The sequence below is a fragment of the Streptomyces sindenensis genome (assembly GCF_014649035.1).
Taxonomy (GTDB): domain Bacteria; phylum Actinomycetota; class Actinomycetes; order Streptomycetales; family Streptomycetaceae; genus Streptomyces; species Streptomyces sindenensis.
Genome location: NZ_BMSG01000008.1, coordinates 94,341 through 113,974 on the forward strand (window position 1 = coordinate 94,341; position 19,634 = coordinate 113,974).

At 71.6% G+C, this 19,634-nt stretch carries 12 protein-coding genes; 5 read left to right on the forward strand and 7 right to left on the reverse strand.

Annotation, left to right across the window (positions count from 1 at the left end):
- Positions 1–20: 20 nt before the first annotated feature.
- Positions 21–734, reverse strand: a complete 714-nt coding sequence (locus IE145_RS12230; RefSeq protein WP_189520953.1) for a nucleotidyltransferase domain-containing protein — start codon at positions 732–734, stop codon at positions 21–23.
- A 496-nt stretch (positions 735–1,230) separates the two neighbouring features.
- Between IE145_RS12230 and IE145_RS12235 the strand changes: the two genes are divergently transcribed.
- Complete coding sequence (locus tag IE145_RS12235; protein ID WP_189520954.1) at positions 1,231–3,276, forward strand: M4 family metallopeptidase; 2,046 nt, start codon at positions 1,231–1,233, stop codon at positions 3,274–3,276.
- A 64-nt stretch (positions 3,277–3,340) separates the two neighbouring features.
- Here the strand turns inward: IE145_RS12235 and glgP are convergent, their stop codons facing one another.
- The gene (gene glgP, locus IE145_RS12240; protein ID WP_189520955.1) at positions 3,341–6,010 is read right to left on the reverse strand and encodes an alpha-glucan family phosphorylase; all 2,670 of its coding nucleotides are present in this window, start codon (positions 6,008–6,010) and stop codon (positions 3,341–3,343) included.
- Positions 6,011–6,696: 686 nt separating this feature from the next.
- Here glgP and IE145_RS12245 point away from each other — a divergent pair.
- The 4 genes from IE145_RS12245 to glgB all read left to right on the forward strand — a co-directional run bounded on the left by IE145_RS12245 (position 6,697) and on the right by glgB (position 14,575).
- The gene (locus tag IE145_RS12245; protein WP_189520956.1) at positions 6,697–8,715 is read left to right on the forward strand and encodes an alpha-1,4-glucan--maltose-1-phosphate maltosyltransferase; all 2,019 of its coding nucleotides are present in this window, start codon (positions 6,697–6,699) and stop codon (positions 8,713–8,715) included.
- The gene (treS, locus tag IE145_RS12250; RefSeq protein WP_189520957.1) at positions 8,712–10,418 is read left to right on the forward strand and encodes a maltose alpha-D-glucosyltransferase; all 1,707 of its coding nucleotides are present in this window, start codon (positions 8,712–8,714) and stop codon (positions 10,416–10,418) included. The genes IE145_RS12245 and treS overlap by 4 nt, the downstream gene beginning before the upstream one ends.
- Before the next feature lie 228 nt (positions 10,419–10,646).
- Positions 10,647–12,068, forward strand: coding sequence for a maltokinase N-terminal cap-like domain-containing protein (locus tag IE145_RS12255; protein ID WP_189520958.1), 1,422 nt, complete (start codon positions 10,647–10,649; stop codon positions 12,066–12,068).
- Positions 12,069–12,148: 80 nt separating this feature from the next.
- Entirely contained in the window at positions 12,149–14,575 is a 2,427-nt protein-coding gene (gene glgB, locus IE145_RS12260) for a 1,4-alpha-glucan branching enzyme (protein WP_189520959.1), read from the forward strand.
- Positions 14,576–14,657: 82 nt separating this feature from the next.
- On the opposite strand, the gene IE145_RS12265 is transcribed toward glgB, so the two are convergent.
- The 5 genes from IE145_RS12265 to IE145_RS12285 all read right to left on the reverse strand — a co-directional run bounded on the left by IE145_RS12265 (position 14,658) and on the right by IE145_RS12285 (position 19,472).
- Positions 14,658–15,551, reverse strand: a complete 894-nt coding sequence (locus IE145_RS12265; protein WP_189520960.1) for an NAD(P)-dependent oxidoreductase — start codon at positions 15,549–15,551, stop codon at positions 14,658–14,660.
- A gap of 81 nt (positions 15,552–15,632) precedes the next feature.
- Entirely contained in the window at positions 15,633–15,980 is a 348-nt protein-coding gene (gene trxA, locus IE145_RS12270; protein ID WP_189520961.1) for a thioredoxin, read from the reverse strand.
- A complete protein-coding gene (locus IE145_RS12275; RefSeq protein ID WP_189520962.1) occupies positions 15,977–16,387 on the reverse strand; it encodes a MerR family transcriptional regulator in 411 nt (136 codons plus the stop codon). The genes trxA and IE145_RS12275 overlap by 4 nt, the downstream gene beginning before the upstream one ends.
- A 100-nt stretch (positions 16,388–16,487) precedes the next feature.
- Complete coding sequence (locus IE145_RS12280) at positions 16,488–17,789, reverse strand: LAETG motif-containing sortase-dependent surface protein (protein WP_189520963.1); 1,302 nt, start codon at positions 17,787–17,789, stop codon at positions 16,488–16,490.
- Positions 17,790–18,101: 312 nt separating this feature from the next.
- The gene (locus IE145_RS12285; protein ID WP_189520964.1) at positions 18,102–19,472 is read right to left on the reverse strand and encodes a cation:dicarboxylate symporter family transporter; all 1,371 of its coding nucleotides are present in this window, start codon (positions 19,470–19,472) and stop codon (positions 18,102–18,104) included.
- Positions 19,473–19,634 lie beyond the last annotated feature (162 nt).

The window sequence follows — 19,634 nt, forward strand, 5'->3', positions numbered from 1 at the left end:
CGGGGAATCGCAGCCGGGGTTCAGACCGTCTTCCGCGGTCCGCTGCGGCGGTACCCCTCCCAGACGGGACCGCCCGCCGCGTCGAGGACCTCCGTGACCAGTGAGGTCAGGCCCTCCGGCGCGCCGCGCAGCGCGGCCTGCGCGGCCTCCTCCAGGCGTTCGGCCAGGCCCGGCGCGACGGGTTCGAGGCGCCGGGCCAGCCACTTGCCGCCGCCGAGCCACGTGCCGTGGGTCAGCAGCGCCAGCTCGCCGGTCCGCCGGACGAGTTCGGCCACGACGAACAACCGCTCCCCCGCGTCCGTAACGGCGGCGAAGTCGTCGAGCAGATCCGTCAGCGCGTACCGGGCGTCTTCGAGCTTCGTGACGGTGGCCGGGGGCGGCCCCGCGGCCGCGAGACGTTTCGCCGTCTCCGCAATCCGTGCTCCTGTCCCGTCCGCGTCGAGCAGCAGCACCCCGTCGGCGCACATCCACAGCAGGGGCGATCTCCGCTGCGCGATCTCCGGGATCACGAAGCTGTGCCAGGAGTCCTCGGTGTGCGCGAACAGTTCCACGGGCCAGTCCCCGTACCGCAGGCTCTCGCGGTACGGGGCGGGTGCGCCGTCGAGCAGGACGACGACGTCCAGGTCGGACCGGGCGGTGCGGCGGCTCGTCAGGACGCTGCCGCCGAGGAACGCGGCGTGGGCGTCGGGGTGACGCTCCAGGACACAGGCACGGGCGATTTCGAGTACGTCCATGCCCCCACTCTGCCGTGGCCCCGCGTGGTCCGGACGTCGCGGGGCGCTGTCAGTGGCGGGTGGCAGCATCGGTCGTATGACGGATGTGACGCCATTCACGGTCTACCCGCCGGACGCGACCGCCTGAAGCCCGCACCCTGACGGACCGGCGCATTCCGGCGCGCGGATCTGGCCAGAACCCGACGCCGTCTCACCTGACGGTCATCACGCCCCTCCCCACCCGCGGCGACCCGGTGGCCTTTGCGCGCGAAACCTGTGACCACCCTGTGAACTCCGGCCTCCGGAACGCCCCGTAACACTGCGGCAACGATCGACGAAACGTCCGCTTAACGAACATGACCTTTCCGGCAACGAACGAAAATCGGCCAAGTTGTTGACGCGCTCCTGACAGACACCGTCGTCTGCTGACACTCTTCACCCCGTTCTGCGCACCGCCTGCACCGTCCGGACGGCCCCTCCAGGCCGCCCGGTACCCCCCATCGCAGAAGGAGTCCGCGTGAGATCCACGCCCAGCCGTCGCGCCACCGCGACCGGCGCTCTCATAGCCGCCGCAGCCCTCATAGCCGTCGCCGTTCCGTCCGGTGCCGCGACCGCCACCTCCGCCCCCGCCTCGGCCCCGCTCGGCGGGATCACCGCCGGCACGAAGGCCGATCCGGGCTCCCTGCCCGCCAAGCTCTCCCCGGCCCAGCGCGCGGAGCTGCTCAAGGAGGCGAACGCCACGAAGGCGGCCACCGCCAAGGAGCTCGGTCTCGGGTCCACCGAGAAGCTCGTGGTCCGTGACGTGGTCCAGGACCGCGACGGCACCACGCACACCCGCTACGAGCGCACCCTCGACGGGCTCCCCGTCCTCGGCGGCGACCTCGTGGTCAAGGAGTCCGCCACCGGGCGGACCGAGGGCGTCAGCAAGGCGTCGAGGGCGACCAGCGCGCAGCTGAAGGCCGTTGGCCTGACCGCCGACGTGGCCCCGGCCGCCGCCGAGAAGCAGGCGCTCGGCGCGGCCGCGGCCGAGGGGTCGAAGGCCAAGAAGGCGGAGAACGCCCCGCGCAAGGTGGTCTGGGTGGGCGGCGGCGCCCCGCAGCTCGCCTACGAGACCGTGGTCGGCGGACTCCAGCACGACGGCACCCCGAACGAGCTGCACGTGCTCACGGACGCCACCACGGGCGAGAAGCTCTACGAGTGGCAGGCCGTCCACAACGGCACGGGCAACACGCAGTACAGCGGCCAGGTGACGCTGGGCACCGCCCCCTCGTACACCCTGACCGACACCGGGCGCGGCAACCACAAGACATACAACCTGAACCGGGGCAGCTCCGGCACCGGGACGCTGTTCTCCGGCCCGGACGACGTCTGGGGCGACGGCACCCCGGGCAACGCCGAGACCGCGGGCGCCGACGCCCACTACGGCGCCGCGCTCACCTGGGACTACTTCAAGAACGTGCACGGCCGCAACGGCATCCGGGGTGACGGCGTCGGAGCGTACTCCCGCGTCCACTACGGCAACAACTACGTCAACGCCTTCTGGCAGGACAGCTGCTTCTGCATGACGTACGGCGACGGCGACGGCAACGCCAAGCCGCTGACCTCCATCGACGTGGCCGCCCACGAGATGACCCATGGCGTCACATCGAACACCGCGCGCCTCGTCTACAGCGGTGAGTCCGGCGGTCTCAACGAGGCGACGTCCGACATCTTCGCCGCCGCCGTCGAGTTCAGCGCGAACAACGCCCAGGACAAGGGCGACTACCTGGTCGGCGAGAAGATCGACATCCGCGGCAACGGCACCCCGCTGCGCTACATGGACAAGCCCAGCCGGGACGGCAGCTCCAAGGACTACTGGTACTCCGGCATCGGCAACGTCGACGTCCACTACTCCTCGGGCCCGGCCAACCACTGGTACTACCTGCTCTCCGAGGGCAGCGGCACCAAGACGATCAACGGCGTCACCTACGACTCCCCGACCTCCGACGGACTGCCGGTCACCGGCATCGGCCGGGACAAGGCGTCGCTGATCTGGTTCAAGGCGCTCACCACCAAGTTCACCTCGACGACCAACTACGCCGCCGCCCGCACCGGCACGCTCGCGGTCGCCAGTGAGCTGTACGGCGCCACCAGCCCCGAGTACGCGGCCGTGGCCCACGCCTGGGCCGGCATCAACGTCGGCTCGCGCCCCGGCGGCGGCGACCCCGACCCGGGCGGCAAGGTGTTCGAGAACACCACCCCGGTGAACATCCCGGACGCCGGCGCGGCCGTCACCAGCTCGGTCACCGTCTCCGGTGTCGCGGGCAACGCGCCGAGCACCCTCAAGGTGGGCGTGGACATCACGCACACCTGGCGCGGTGACCTGGTCATCGACCTGGTGGCCCCGGACGGGTCGTCCTACCGGCTGAAGAACTCCTCCTCCGGCGACTCCGCGGACAACGTGGTGGCGACCTACACGGTCAACGCCTCGTCCGAGGTGGCCAACGGGGTCTGGAAGCTGCGGGTCCAGGACGTGGCACGGTACGACACCGGCCGGATCAACAGCGTCAAGCTCACCTTCTGATCCAGCTCACCGCGGCCGAGCGGCCCGGGAGGGGTTCGCCCCCTCCCGGGCCGCTCGCGCGCGCTCAGCGCATCAGCACGCCCGCGCCCTCCCCCGTCGCCTCGGTCGGCAGCGCGACCAGGCCCAGTTCGGCGCTGGTGGCCAGCAGCCGGTGGGCGGGCAGGACGCGCACGGTGTAGCCGTACGGTCCCGTCCGGTCCGGGGTGAGCGGGCCCTCGTACAGCCAGCGGTCCTCCAGGTCCTGACCGCCCGCCGGCTTCAGCGGGAAGGTCTGGGCGTCCGCGATGGCGTCGCCGGAGTCGACCCGGCCCGCGACCACCTGGACCTCCACGTCGTCCGGCTCCAGGCCGCCGAGCGCGATCCGCACCCGCAGCGCCAGGGTGGCCCCCAGCTCCGCCGAACCGCCCGCGGCGTCCCCGGCGACCGTCTCCACATGGTCGACGGAGACCCCGCGCCAGGCGGCCCTGACCTTGGCCTTCCACGCGGCGAGATCCCGCGCCACCGCGGGCTCCAGCGCCCGGCGGGCCCGGGCGGCGGGGGCGTACAGGCGCTCCACGTACTCGCGCACCATCCGCCCCGCGAGCACCTTCGGGCCGAGGTTGACCAGGGTGGAGCGGACCATCTCGATCCAGCGGTCGGGCAGGCCCCCGGCCCCCCGGTCGTAGAAGCGCGGAGCGACCCGGTCCTCAATCAGGGCGTAGAGGGCGTTCGACTCCAGTTCGTCCCGGCGGTCCTCGTCGACCGCGGAGCCGTCGGCGGTGGGGATCTCCCAGCCGAAGTCCGGGTCGAACCACTCGTCCCACCAGCCGTCGCGCACCGACAGGTTGAGGCAGCCGTTGAGCGCCGCCTTCATCCCGCTCGTGCCGCAGGCCTCCAGCGGGCGCAGCGGGTTGTTGAGCCAGACGTCGCAGCCCGGGTAGAGCTTCTGCGCCATGCCCATGCCGTAGTCCGGCAGGAACACGATGCGGTGGCGCACCCGGGGGTCGTCCGCGAACCGCACCAGCTCCTGCACCAGCCGCTTCCCGCCGTCGTCGGCCGGGTGGGCCTTGCCCGCGACGACGATCTGGATCGGATGCGTCGGGTGGAGCAGCAGCTCCCGCAGCCGGTCGCGGTCGCGCAGCATCAGCGTCAGCCGCTTGTACGAGGGGACGCGGCGGGCGAAGCCGATGGTCAGGATGTCCGGGTCGAGGACGCCGTCGATCCAGCCCAGCTCGGCGGTGCCCGCGCCGCGCCTGCGCCAGGAGGCGTAGAGGCGGCGGCGGACCTCGGTGACGAGCCGGCCGCGCAGGTCCCGGCGCAGGTCCCAGATCTCCTGGTCGCCGATGCCGGTCACCGCGTCCCAGCGGCGGGGCGTGCCGGTCCGCGCGGAGGCCTCGTCGTCCACCGGGCCGCCGGACAGCACCTGGTGGGCGCGGCCCTCGCCGACCTGGCCCGCGCCGAGCCGGAACACCTCGGGGGCGACCCAGGTCGGGGCGTGGACCCCGTTGGTGACGGAGGTGATCGGCACCTCGGCGGGGTCGAAGCCCGGCCAGAGCCCGGAGAACATCTCCCGGCTGACCGCCCCGTGCAGGGTGGAGACGCCGTTGGCGCGCTGGGCGAGCCTGAGGCCCATCACCGCCATGTTGAACAGCTCCGGTTCGCCGCCGGGGTAGGTCTCGGTGCCGAGCGGCAGGATCTTCTCGACGGGTACGCCGGGCAGTTCGCCCTCGTCGCCGAAGTGGCGGGCGACGAGCCCCCGGTCGAAACGGTCTATGCCGGCGGGCACCGGGGTGTGGGTGGTGAAGACGGTCCCGGTCCGCACCACTTCCAGGGCGGCCTCGAAGTCGAGTCCGGTGGGCATGAGTTCGCGGATGCGCTCCAGACCGAGGAAGCCGGCGTGGCCCTCGTTGGTGTGGAACACCTCCGGCTCCGGGGTGCCGGTGAGGCGGCACCAGGTGCGTACGGCACGCACCCCGCCGATGCCGAGCAGCATCTCCTGGAGGAGGCGGTGGTCGCTGCCGCCGCCGTAGAGCCGGTCGGTGACGTCGCGTTCGCCGGGGGCGTTCTCCTCGACGTCGGAGTCGAGGAGGAGCAGCGGCACGCGGCCGACCCGGGCGAGCCAGACGCACGCGTGCAGCGAGCGTCCGCCGGGCAGCGCGAGGACGACCCGGGCGGGGGTGCCGTCGGCCTCGCGGACCAGGTCGAGCGGGAGTTCGTTGGGGTCGAGGACGGGATAGTGCTCCTGCTGCCAGCCCTCGCGGGAGAGGGTCTGACGGAAGTAGCCGTGCCGGTAGAGCAGCCCGACGCCGATGAGCGGGACGCCGAGGTCGCTGGCGGCCTTGAGGTGGTCGCCGGCCAGGATGCCGAGGCCGCCGCTGTACTGGGGCAGGGCGGCGGTGACTCCGAATTCGGGCGAGAAGTAGGCGACGCCGGAGGGGAGTTCGGCTCCGGCGGCCCGCTGTTCCTGGTACCAGCGCGGGCCGTCCAGATACTCGGCCAGATCGGCGGAGGCCGCGGCGAGGCGGCCGAGGTACTCCGCGTCCCCGGCCAGTTCGGTCAGTCGCCCGGCGGACAGCGAGCCGAGCAGGCGTACGGGGTCGGCGTCCGCCGGCCGCCAGCCCTCGGGGTCGGCGGCCCGGAAGAGCTCGCGGGTCTCGGTGTGCCACGACCAGCGCAGGTTGCGCGCGAGGTCGTGGAGGGGTCGGAGGGGTTCGGGGAGGACAGGACGCACGGTGAATCGACGAATGGCCTTCACTGCTCCACCTTTACAGGGGACTTGCGCATCCGAGCGGACGCACCACGGTGTGCGTCCCTTCCGTCACCCCTGACGGTAGCGGCCGTCCGTGGCGGGCTGCCACGGCGCGCGGGCGGCGCGCCCGGCCCGGGGCGCGGCCGCCGCGCGCCTCCCCACAGACGCCCCACGCACCCCACCGGTGATCCCCCGCCACTCCTCCCACCTGGGGGTTTGGCCGATTTCCCTCCCGTACGCAGCCTTGTGGACCTTCCTGTCACAGGGAAGGCTGCCGTGTGGCGCCGCAGAACGGGTATCCGGAACCCGTGGGGGCGCTTCGGGTCTGCCGCGCCCACCGGGGCGTGCGCGCCGCGTGCGGCGGAGCCCGAGCGGCCCGTTACGACCGAGTAGTTAACACGGCGCCGGATTTCCCACCCTCCGACGCGGGGAAGGCTTCACCGGTACACGGCACGACCCGGCCCGCACACGTCCTCCCGTGCATCCCGAAACATGCGCGAAACCCCCGCGACCCACCCATTCGAGTGCCATTCGAGTGAACGCGGACAGGAGCGGCCATGCCCACAGCCCGTCAGCGGACAGCTGAGCAGTTACAAAGGACAGATCCCCGTCTTCGCGGCACACGCGGTCGGTCCTCCGCGCCCGTGCCGTCCCCCGTGCACGCCGAGCTCCTCCAGCCCTCAGGTGATTCCATGATCGGTCGTATTCCCGTCCTGGACGTCCGTCCCCTCGTCGACTGCGGCAGACGGGCGGCGAAGGCCGTCGTCGGTGAGACCTTCCAGGTCACCGCCACCGTCTTCCGCGAAGGCCATGACGCGGTGGCCGCCAATGTCGTGCTGCGCGACCCGAGCGGGCGGGTCGGGCCGTGGACCCCGATGCGCGAGCTGGCACAGGGCACGGACCGGTGGGGTGCGGACATCACTCCGGACGCCGAGGGCCGCTGGACCTACACGGTGGAGGCCTGGAGCGATCCGGTCACCACCTGGCGGCACCACGCGGCGATCAAGATCCCGGCGGGCATCGACACGGACCTGGTGCTGGCCGAGGGCGCGGCGCTGCTGGAACGGGCCGCCGCCGGCGTGCCGAAGAAGTACGGCCGCGAGGCGGTGCTGGCCGCGGTGGACGCGCTGCGCGACACCGCCCACCCGGCCGAGGCCCGGCTGGCCGCGGCCCTGACCCCGGCCGCCGAGGCGGTGCTGGCCCGCTATCCGCTGCGCGAACTGGTCACCCGGTCCAAGCCGCTGGCGGTGCGGGTGGAGCGCGAGCGGGCGCTCTTCGGCTCGTGGTACGAGCTGTTCCCGCGCTCCGAGGGGGCGAAGCGGGTGCCGGTGGATCCGGCGGACACCTCGCCCGACGCGCCGACCCGGCTGGTCAGCGGCACCTTCCGGACCGCCGCCGAGCGGCTGCCCGCGGTCGCCGCGATGGGGTTCGACGTGGTGTACCTGCCGCCGGTCCATCCGATCGGGACGACCCATCGCAAGGGCCCGAACAACACCCTGACGCCCGGGGAGCACGACCCGGGCGTGCCGTGGGCGATCGGTTCGCCGGACGGCGGGCACGACGCGGTCCACCCGGAGCTGGGCACGCTGGAGGACTTCGACCACTTCGTGTCGACGGCCCGGAATCTGCGGATGGAGATCGCGCTGGACTTCGCGCTCCAGTGCTCGCCGGACCACCCGTGGGTCAAGGAGCACCCCGACTGGTTCCACCACCGCGCCGACGGTTCGATCGCGTACGCCGAGAACCCGCCGAAGAAGTACCAGGACATCTACCCGATCGCCTTCGACAAGGACATGCGCGGTCTGGTGGCGGAGACCGTACGCATTCTGCGCTTCTGGATGGACCACGGGGTGCGTATCTTCCGGGTCGACAACCCGCACACCAAGCCGGTGGTGTTCTGGGAGAAGGTCATCGAGGAGATCAACGGCACCGACCCCGATGTCATCTTCCTGGCGGAGGCGTTCACCCGCCCGGCGATGATGCACACCCTCGGCGCGGTCGGCTTCCAGCAGTCGTACACGTACTTCACCTGGCGCAACACCAAGCACGAACTGACCGAGTACGTCACGGAGCTGGCCGGGGACGCCGCCTCGTACATGCGGCCCAACTTCTTCGTGAACACCCCCGACATCCTTCCCGGCTACCTCCAGGAAGGCGGCCGCCCGGCCTTCGAGGCGCGGGCGGTGCTGGCCGCGACGCTGGCCCCTTCCTGGGGCGTGTACGCGGGATTCGAGCTGTGCGAGAACACCCCGGTCAAGCCGGGGAGCGAGGAGTACCTGAACTCGGAGAAGTACGAACTGCGCCCGAGGGACTGGGAGTCGGCGGAACGCGAGGGCCGCACGCTGACCCCCCTGATCACCTCGCTGAACCGGATCCGCCGGCGTAACCCCGCTCTGCGGCAGCTGCGCGACATCCACTTCCACCACACCGACAACGAAGCGCTGATCGCCTACAGCAAGCGCTCCGGACCGAACACCGTTCTGGTGGTCGTGAACCTCGACCCGCACCACACCCAGGAGGCCACGGTCTCGTTGGACATGGAGCGGCTCGGCCTTTCCTGGCACGAGCGCGTACCGGTGCGCGACGAGCTCACCGGCGATACCTACCACTGGGGCAGGGCCTTCTATGTGCGCCTAGAGCCGGGCATCACGCCCGCGCACATCGCCGTCCTGCGACCGTCCCCGCCGACCGGAGGGTCACCCACACCATGATCGTCAATGAGCCTGTCCCCGACACGTTCGAGGACACCCCCGCAAAGGACCGCGATCCCGACTGGTTCAAGCGAGCCGTCTTCTACGAGGTGCTCGTCCGGTCCTTCCAGGACTCCAACGGCGACGGAATCGGCGACCTCAAGGGCATCACCGCCAAGCTGGACTACCTCCAGTGGCTCGGTGTCGACTGCCTCTGGCTGCCGCCGTTCTTCAAGTCGCCGCTGCGCGACGGGGGCTACGACGTCTCCGACTACACCGCCGTGCTGCCGGAGTTCGGCGATCTCGCCGACTTCGTGGAGTTCGTGGACGCCGCGCACCAGCGCGGTATGCGCGTCATCATCGATTTCGTCATGAACCACACGAGCGATCAGCACGAGTGGTTCCAGCAGTCCCGCACCGACCCCGACGGGCCGTACGGCGACTACTACGTCTGGGCGGACGACGACAAGCAGTTCCAGGACGCCCGGATCATCTTCGTCGACACCGAGACGTCCAACTGGACCTTCGACCCGGTGCGCAAGCAGTACTACTGGCACCGCTTCTTCTCGCACCAGCCGGACCTCAACTACGAGAACCCGGCGGTCCAGGAGGAGATCCTGGCGGCCCTGCGGTTCTGGCTGGACCTGGGCATCGACGGCTTCCGGGTCGACGCGGTGCCCTACCTCTACCAGCGCGAGGGCACCAACTGCGAGAACCTCCCCGAGACCCACCACTTCCTCAAGCGGGTCCGCAAGGAGATCGACGCCAACTACCCGGACACCGTGCTCCTCGCCGAGGCCAACCAGTGGCCGGAGGACGTCGTCGACTACTTCGGCGACTACGAGGCGGGCGGCGACGAGTGCCACATGGCGTTCCACTTCCCCGTGATGCCGCGGATCTTCATGGCGGTGCGCCGGGAGAGCCGCTACCCGGTCTCCGAAATCCTGGCGAAGACCCCGGCGATCCCGAAGAACTGCCAGTGGGGCATCTTCCTGCGCAACCACGACGAGCTGACCCTCGAAATGGTCACGGACGAAGAGCGCGACTACATGTACGCGGAGTACGCCAAGGACCCGCGGATGCGCGCCAACATCGGCATCCGCAGGCGGCTCGCCCCGCTGCTGGACAACGACCGCAACCAGATCGAGCTGTTCACCGCGCTGCTGCTGTCGCTGCCCGGCTCCCCGATCCTCTACTACGGGGACGAGATCGGGATGGGCGACAACATCTGGCTGGGCGACCGGGACGCGGTGCGCACCCCGATGCAGTGGACGCCCGACCGCAACGCCGGGTTCTCCTCCAGCGATCCGGGGCGGCTCTACCTCCCCACGATCATGGACCCGGTCTACGGCTACCAGGTCACCAACGTCGAGGCGTCGATGGCCTCGCCGTCCTCGCTGCTGCACTGGACCCGCCGGATGATCGAGATCCGGAAGCAGAACCCGGCCTTCGGTCTCGGCGAGTACACCGAGCTCCCCTCCTCCAACCCGGCGGTGCTGGCGTTCACCCGCGAGTACGGGGACGACCTCGTCCTGTGCGTGCACAACTTCTCGCGGTTCGCACAGCCCACGGAACTGGACCTGCGATCGTTCAACGGACGTCATCCGGTGGAACTGATCGGCGGGGTGCGCTTCCCGGCCATCGGTCAGTGGCCCTATCTGCTGACCCTTGCGGGACACGGCTTCTACTGGTTCCGGCTGCGCAAGGACGCGCCGCCGGCCTGAGAAGGCGCCGGTCGCGTGCGGGGCGGTTTCCACCGCCCCGCACGGGGCACTCTGAGCGAAACGAAGGCCCCGGGCCCTCACCGGTTCCTCGCCCCGGGCCTTCACGGTTCCGCCGTTCGAGTCCGTAAGCACCTTCCTCTCCCGACACGTCCCGCACAGCCGGACAGCCATTGCCGCAATCCGGGACACTCTTCGCATCCTGTGTGCCCGGGGAAAGGACGCGATGCCATGTCGGAGGCTGCATCCACTCACGTCGCCCTGGCGAAGAGCACGAGGAACAGCGCGACCACCGGCAGTACGACGGACGGAGCCCTGCTTCCGTCCCTCGCCCCCCTGCTCCACGCATGGCTGCCCCGGCAGCGCTGGTTCGCCGGAAAGGGCCGGCCGGTCACCGGCTTCCGGCTGGTCTCGGCCACCGAGATGGTGCCGCTGGACGGCACGGCGGGCCCCGGACTCCTGCATCTGCTGCTGCGGGTCGAGCAGCCCTCCGGGTCAGTCCGGGCGGGCGAAGACTGCTACCAACTGCTGCTGGGCGTACGGACGTCACTGCCTCCGCTGCTCGCCGGAGCGCTGGTCGGCCGGGTGGAGCGGGGGCCGCTCGCCGGACGGACCGTGTACGACGCGCTGCACGACCCGCGGCTCGCCGATGTGCTGCTGGAACGGTTCCGCCGGCCCGGCAGCCTCGGTTCGCTGCGCTTCGAGCGGACCGCCGAGATCCCGGCCGGTCTCACGCCCCGGGTGCTGGACGCCGAGCAGTCCAATTCCTCACTGGTCTACGGGGACGCGTTCATCCTGAAGATCTTCCGGCGGGTCTTCCCGGGCACCAACCCGGACCTGGAGCTGCCGCTCGCGCTGACCGGCGAGGGGTGCGAACGGGTGCCCGCCCCGGTCGCCTGGTTCGAGGCCCCCGGCTCCGAACCGCTCACCCTCGGCGTCCTCCAGCCCTTCCTGCACGGGGCGCGCGACGGCTGGCAGCTCGCGCTGGCCGCGCTCGCCGCGGGACGCGACTTCCTGCCCGAGGCTCGGGCGCTGGGCCGCGCCACCGCCGAGGTGCACACCGCGCTCGCCGCCGCCCTGCCGACCCCGGCGCTGCGCGGCACCCAGACCCGGCAGCTGGTGGCCCGGATGACCCAGCGGCTGGAGGCCGCCGCCCAGGCGGTCCCGGCGCTCGTGCCGTACGTCCCCGGGCTGCGCGCCGCGTTCGACGCGGTGACGGATCTCGGGGTCCGGGGCAGCGGCTGGGCCCAGCAGCGGGTGCACGGCGATCTCCATCTCGGGCAGACGCTGCGCTCCGCCGACGGCTTCTGGTCGCTGATCGACTTCGAGGGCGAACCGGCCCGCCCGCTGCCCGAGCGCCGGATGCCCGCGCCCCCGGTGCGCGATGTCGCGGGCATGCTGCGGTCCTTCGACTACGCGGCCCGCTCGCACCGCCCGTGGAACCCGGAGTGGGCGGCCCGCTGCCGTGCCGCCTACTGCGAGGGGTACGCGCAGGCCTCGGGCAGCGATCCGCGCGGCGAACCCGAGCTGCTGCGCGCCCACGAGACCGACAAGGCCGTGTACGAGGTGGTGTACGAGGCCCGGCACCGCCCCGACTGGCTGCCGGTCCCGATGGCGGCCATCCAGCGGCTGGCCCAGTCCGCGGCGGCCTGAGCCCACTCCCCCTCGACCCCTGAGACCCTCCGCCCCCCCCGCCCGCGCTCTCCCCCTTCACTCCCGAGGAGGCAGTCCCTGTGACCGCCCGCAAGCCGTCCCGCAAGGCATCCCGCAAGTCCCCCGAGGTCCCCGCCGAGGTGGCTGTGGAGACCGTCGCCGAACCCGCTGCGAAGACCTCCGCAGCCGAGACCTCCGCAGCCGCTGCGGCCGCGCCCGCGCCGGCGCCCGCCGCCACCGCCACCAAGGCCGCGCCCGCCGAGCGCGCCCGGAAGAAGCGGGCGGACGCGGGTCCGCCGCGCCCCCGGCAGGCCGGTGACGGCCAGGGCGCCCGCCCCGCGCCGGCACTGGACGGTGCGGACCGCGGCCGGCTGCTGGCCGGCGACCACCACGCCCCGCACGACGTGCTGGGCGCCCACCCGATCCCGGGCGGGGTGCTCGTCCGGGCGCTGCGGCCGTTCGCCCGGACCGTCACCGTGCTGGCGACGGGGGTGCGGGCCGAGCTGCACGACGACGGCGACGGCTTCTTCTCCGGTGTGCTGCCGGTGCCGCAGGTGCCCGCGTACCGGCTGGAAGTGGCGTACGACGACAACACCATCGAGGTGGAGGACCCGTACCGCTTCTGGCCCGCGATCGGTGAGCTCGATCTGCATCTGATCGGCGAGGGCCGCCACGAGGAGTTGTGGCGGGCGCTCGGCGCGGAGCCGATGGTCCACCAGGGGGTGGCCGGGACCCGGTTCACGCTGTGGGCGCCGAACGCGCGGGGGGTGCGGATCACCGGTGACTTCAACTACTGGGACGGCACGGGCTTCCCGATGCGTTCGCTCGGCTCGACCGGGGTGTGGGAACTGTTCCTGCCGGGGGTCGGCGAGGGCGCGCTGTACAAGTTCGACATCTGCCGCCCGGACGGTTCGCACACGGTGCGGGCCGACCCGATGGCCCGGCGCACCGAGGTGCCGCCCGCCACCGCGTCGATCGTCACCGCCAAGCACCACGAGTGGCAGGACGCGGACTGGATGGCGCACCGGGGCGACCGGCCGGTCCACGAGGCCCCGTTCTCGGTGTACGAGGTGCACCTCGCCTCCTGGCGGCCCGGCCTGACATATCGTCAACTGGCGGAGCAGCTGCCCGCGTACGTCAAGGATCTCGGGTTCACGCACGTCGAGCTCATGCCGGTCTCGGAGCACCCCTTCGGCGGCTCCTGGGGCTATCAGGTCACCGGGTTCTACGCGCCGACCTCGCGGCTGGGCACGCCGGACGACTTCCGCTTCCTCGTCGACGCCCTGCACCGGGCGGGCATCGGCGTCATCATGGACTGGGTCCCGGCCCATTTCCCGCGCGACGACTGGGCGTTGGCCGAGTTCGACGGACGTCCGCTGTACGAGCACGCCGACCCGCGGCGCGCGGCTCACCCGGACTGGGGGACGCTGGAGTTCGACTACGGCCGCACCGAGGTCCGCAACTTCCTGGTCGCCAACGCCACGTACTGGTGCGAGGAGTTCCACATCGACGGGCTGCGGGTCGACGCGGTCGCCTCGATGCTCTACCTCGACTACTCCCGCGAGGACGGCCAGTGGTCGCCCAACGAGTTCGGCGGCCGGGAGAACCTGGACGCGGTTGCCTTCCTCCAGGAGATGAACGCGACCGTCTACCGTCGCAACCCGGGCGTCGTGACCATCGCCGAGGAGTCCACCGCCTGGGACGGTGTCACGCGCCCGACCGACAGCGGCGGCCTGGGCTTCGGGCTGAAGTGGAACATGGGCTGGATGCACGACTCGCTCCAGTACATGGCGAAGGAGCCGGTCCACCGCAAGTACCACCACAACGAGATGACGTTCTCGATGGTGTACGCCTACAGCGAGAACTACGTGCTGCCGATCTCGCACGACGAGGTGGTGCACGGCAAGCAGGCGCTGGTGACGAAGATGCCCGGCGACTGGTGGCAGCGGCGCGCCAATCACCGCGCCTACCTGGGCTTCATGTGGGCCCACCCGGGTAAGCAACTGCTCTTCATGGGACAGGAGTTCGCCCAGGGCGCGGAGTGGTCGGAGGGCCACGGTCCGGACTGGTGGCTGCTGGACCCGTCCTACGAGGCGTCCGGCGACCACCGCGGGGTGCGGACCCTGGTGGGCGATCTGAACGCGGTGTACGGGGCGGTGCCCGCGCTGTGGCAGCGGGACACCTCGCCGGAGGGGTTCAGCTGGGTGGACGGCGGGGCGGCCGAGGACAACGTGTTCGCGTTCCTGCGGTACGACGCGGACGGCTCGCCGCTGCTCGCGGTCTCGCACTTCTCCCCGGCGGTCCGCACCGACTACCGCCTGGGAGTGCCGGAGACCGGTACGGAGGGCTGGGTGGAGGTCCTCAACACCGACGCGGCCCGGTACGGCGGGGGCGACGTGCGCAACGAGGAGCCGGTGAAGGCCGAGGCGGTGCCCGCACACGGCCGGCCGTCCAGCATCTCGGTGACGCTGCCGCCGCTGGCGACGGTGTGGTTCCGCCCGGCGTGATCCGTACGGGCCCGTGAAGGGCCGGGGCCGGTACCGCGTCCGGTGCGACGCGGTACCGGCCCCTTTCCCGCTCCGGGCCCGCTCAGCGGTCGGCCGCGATCACCTCGATGATGCTCGACCAGGACGAGGAGCCGTGGCCCTCGGCGATGGCCCGGTCGGTGACCGACTTGAGCCCCGCCAGGTGCGAGACGTCCAGGTGGTGGTCCCTCGCGGTGTGCAGAATGTGGTCGACGCCGGCCGCCATCATGGCGAGGTTGCCGCCGTCGTTCCCGTACGTACGGGTGTCGACGTCGACGGCCGTGAGCTCGGCGATCGGCGGCAGGATGGCCGCGATCGTGTTGAGGTACGGGACGAGGGACGCGCCGTCGATGCCCTCGGCGCGGGCCAGGGCGAAGGCGTGGACGAGGCCGCCCATGGCCCCGTAGAAGAAGTCCAGCATCGCCATGTCGTGGGCGGCGGCGAGGCCGTGGTCCTCGCCGAGATAGGTGGCGGGCTCGCCGAGCGCCTTGAGGGTGGCCTCGTGCGCGGCGAAGGCGGCGCGGTCGCCGGAGTGGAAGACCAGGGCCTCTGCCGTGCCGACCACGTCGACCGGCACCATGATCGCCCCGTCGAGGTAGGACAGGGAGTGCTTCGCGGCCCAGGCGGCGGTCTGCCGCGAGCGGGCCGGGGTGTCCGAGGTCAGGTTGACCAGGACCCGCCCCTCCAGCGCTTCGGCCAGGGGCTCCAGCACCGCGTCGGAGGCGTCGTAGTCGACGAGGCAGACCACGACGAGCCCGCTCGCCCGCACGGCCTCCTCGGCGGACGCGGCGCGCACCGCGCCCAGCGCGACGACGTCCTCGCCCTTCCCGGGCGAGCGGTTCCAGACGGTGGTGGGGTGGCCGGCGGCCAGGAAGGCGCGGGCCAGAGAGCGGCCCATGTCACCGAGGCCGAGAACGGTGACGGGTGCGGAATCGGTGGTCTTGTTCGCTTGCTTCATAGGGCCATGCTGGGCGCGCGAGCAGGGCGTGACCAGAACCCACTTGGCTGTCAGATACGTACTTCGGGGAAAGGATGCAGGTCAGCGGCCGGCCGGGTCGAGAACGTCCGCCAGTTCCCGGAGCAGTCCGCGCTTCGGCCGGGCGCCGACGAGCGACTTCACCGGCTCACCCGCCCGGAAGACCATCAAGGTCGGCGTCGCCAGCACGCCGTACCGGACGGCGATCTGGGGCGCACGGTCGACGTCGAGCTGGACGACCTTGATCCGGGCGGCCTCCTCGCGGGCGATCTCGCCGAGCACCGGGGCGAGTTGGCGGCAGGGGCCGCACCAGTCGGCGGTGAACTGGACCAGCACGGGCAGCGCGGATTCCAGCACGTGCGCCTCGAAGGTCTCCTCGGTGGCCTCGGTGAGGCCTGCGGTCCTGATCATGGTTGTCCTCCCAGTTCGCAGCGGGGCGCCGGACCACCGGGCAGGTCGGCCGACGCCTCCAGTTCGGCTCGGGCGAGCTGGGCGCCGACCTCGGCGCGCACCGACGTGAGCCGGCCGATCAGCGCGTCCAGCTCGGCCAGCTTGTACCGGTAGACGGCGAGCGAGGCGGGGCAGGAGTCGCCGGCCGGGTGGCCGGCGCGCAGGCAGTCGACGAAGGGCCTCGTCTCCTCCAGGTCGAACCCGAAGTCCTGCAGGGTCCGGATCTGCTGGAGGAGGCGCAGGTCGCCCTCGTCGTAACTGCGGTAGCCGTTCTCCGCGCGCCGCGCGGGCAGCAGCCCGCGCGACTCGTAGTAGCGGAGTGTCCGCGTCGTCGTCCCGGCCCGTTCGGCCAGCTCCCCGATTCGCATGGGAAGAACGTATTCCTTGACGCCGACGTCAACGCAAGGGCGAAGGCGAAGGCGAAGGCGTCGGCTTCGGGGCCGGTGGCGGGGCCGGGAGCCGGGGGCGTCAGCTGCCCTGCGTCGCGGACCGCCGGCGCACGGCCCAGACGATGCCGCCGCCCGCCGCCAGCGCGGCGGCCGCCATGCCGATGAGCGGCGCGGTGGAGTCCGAACCGGTCGCCGCGAGGTTGCCGCCGGTCTGCGGGGTGGCGCCGCCGGTGGTCGGACCGCCCGTGACGGTGGAGCCGCCGGAGGAGCCGGCCGTCCCGCCGGTGCTGCCCGTGGAGCCGGTGGTGCCGGAGCCGCCCGTGGACGAGGAGCCGCCGGTGGAGCCGGAGGAACCGGTGGAGCCGTTGGAGCCGGAGGAGCCTGCCGTGCCCTCGTCCTCGCCGGTGTCGATCACGATCTGCGCGGTGTCGTTCTCGGCGTTCCGGTCGAAGGGGCGCTCCTGGCCGGTGAAGGAGACCTCGCCGGTGGTGCGGCCGACCGCCTTGTCGACGCGCAGGACGAAGGGGTAGCTCTCGCCGCCGTTCACGTCCACCCAGGACTGGGAGGTCCCGCAGCGGTAGTGGGTCTTGGTGACCGCGTCGCAGAATCCGTGCGGCTTGACGACGGACGTTCCCTTCGGGATGCGGATGTCGACGGTGGTCACGCTCTCGTCGCGCGTGCCCTGGACGCGGGCGGGGCCGTTGTTGGTGAACTTCACCGTCGCGGTGACCTTCTTCCCGACCTCCCCCTTCTGCTCGTCGCCGGTCAGGGCGAAGTCCGCGGTGTTCGCGGCGGTGACGTCGGCCTCGGCGACCGGCTCGGGGTGGTTCGTCCGGTCGGCGTCGGTGGCCGGGCCCTTCTCGACCAGGGTGAGCGGGTCGCCGGTGCCGGGCACCGGGTCGGTGGTGCCGCCGTCGCCCGGGCCGGGCTCCTCCACGCCGACCGTCACCCGCAGGTCGTCGCGGAACGCGGAGTCGAGCGCCTTGAGCGACACGGGCTTCGCCGTGCCGTAGAGGACGCCCGGCTTCAGCGGCTGCTCGATCCGGCAGGAGGCGACGTTCGACGCGGGCATCTCGTCGTGGGAGTTGACGGTGTAGTACGTGCAGTTCTCGTACGTCTCGTCGGCCTTCAGGCCCGGAGACACCTCGTACGTCACCCAGGCCTCCGGGACCTCCGCGGTCCCCTTGTTGAGGAAGGTCAGCGGGGCCGAGAAGGAGCTGCCGGGCTGAACCCCCTTGACCGGCGCGATCGTTCCGACGCCGAGGTCCGGCTCCGGGTCGGCGGCGAGCGCCGGCACGGCGCCCAGCGCCACCAGTGCTGCGGCGGCCACGGCGGCGGTCCCGCCGCGCAGGGTACGGCTGCGGGAAGGGGCGATACGCATGGAAGTCCTTCGGTCGGGGGGCGCTGTCGTGGGACGCACGGGGGCTGACTGCGGTCCTTCACCTCTCAAGACCGGTGCCGGTCGGAGCGGGTTGTGCCTTCCGTGACACTCGTGACAGAACACGGACACAAGGGACCAGTACCGGCCATGGACGCGGCAGCCGTACCGGCCACGGACGCGGGCACCGGTACGGCCGCCGACCCGTGGCACCGGTACGGCCGCAGACCCGTGGCATCTGCACGGCCGCCGACGCGAGGACACCCGTACCGGGGGGATACGGGTGTCCTCGGGTGGGGGGCTCGGTGGCGCGGGTCAGACCTTCGCGGGCTGTTCGGCGGGCGCGCTGTCCCGCTGCTCGGGTACCTCGTCGGAGGGGGCCGGGCCGTGGCCGTCGTCGACGAGGGTCTTCTCGTCGAACGGGATCCGGCCGGCCAGCACCTCGCCCACCCGGTCCTTGTCGATCTCCTTGGTCCAGTGGCCGACCAGCACCGTGGCGACCGCGTTGCCCGCGAAGTTGGTCAGGGCGCGGGCCTCGCTCATGAAGCGGTCGATGCCGACGATCAGGCCGACGCCGTCGACGAGTTCGGGGCGGTGCGACTGGAGGCCGCCCGCCAGGGTCGCCAGGCCCGCGCCGGTCACACCGGCCGCGCCCTTGGAGGCGATGACCATGAAGACCAGCAGCGAGATCTGCTCGCCCGCGCTCAGCGGGTCACCCATCGCGTTGGCGATGAAGAGCGAGGACATCGTGAGGTAGATCGCGGTGCCGTCGAGGTTGAAGGAGTAGCCGGTCGGCACGGTGATGCCGACGACGGGCTTGCTGACGCCCATGTGCTCCATCTTCGCGATCAGCCGCGGCAGCGCCGACTCGGAGGAGGAGGTGGAGAGGATCAGCAGGAACTCGCGGCCCAGGTACTTCAGCAGCGAGAACAGGTTCACCCCGGCGATCATGCGGAGCAGCGCGCCGAGCACGACGAAGACGAAGAGCGCGCAGGTGACGTAGAAGCCGATCATGATGATCGCCAGGGACTTCAGGGCGTCGAGGCCGGTCTCGCCGACCACCGCGGCGATCGCGCCGAACGCGCCGACCGGGGCGGCCCACATGATCATGGCGAGGATACGGAAGACGAGGCGCTGGATGTGGGTGATGCCACGGATGATCGGCTCACCGGCCCTGCCCATCGCCTGGAGCGCGAAGCCCGCGAGGAGCGCGACGAGGAGGGTCTGGAGGACCTCGCCCTCGGTGAAGGCGGAGACGATCGTGGTCGGGATGATGCCGAGCAGGAAGTCCGCGGTGGACTCGCCGCCGCCCCCGGCCTGCTCCGCGCCCGCCTCGCGGGCGGCCTCCGTGATGTGGAGGGTGGAGCCGGGCTCCAGGAAGTTGCCGACGAGCAGGCCGATGGCGAGGGCCACGGTCGACATGACCAGGAAGTAGCCCAGCGCCAGACCGCCGACCGCGCCGACCTTGGCGGCCTTGCGGACCGAGCCGACGCCCAGGACGATCGTGCAGAAGATGATCGGCGAGATCATCATCTTGATCAGGTTCACGAATCCGGCGCCGATGGGCTTCAGCTCGACGGCCACCCCGGGGGCCGCGAAGCCCACCAGGATGCCGAGCGCCACGGCGGCGATCACGGCGATGTACAGGTAGTGGGTGCGGTCCCGTTGTCTGGCTGCCACAGCCATGGTGGGGCTCCTCGGCTCGGTCAGGGGGTTGCGCCCCCGTCCCTGGGGGCTTCGGTGACTATCCACCGGCCTGTGACCCCGGTCACCCTTGCGTTCATATCGTTCACAGTCTTCTTCCGGCCGACCGGGAGACCGCTGGGAGCCTCCGGCCGGGCCGGGCAG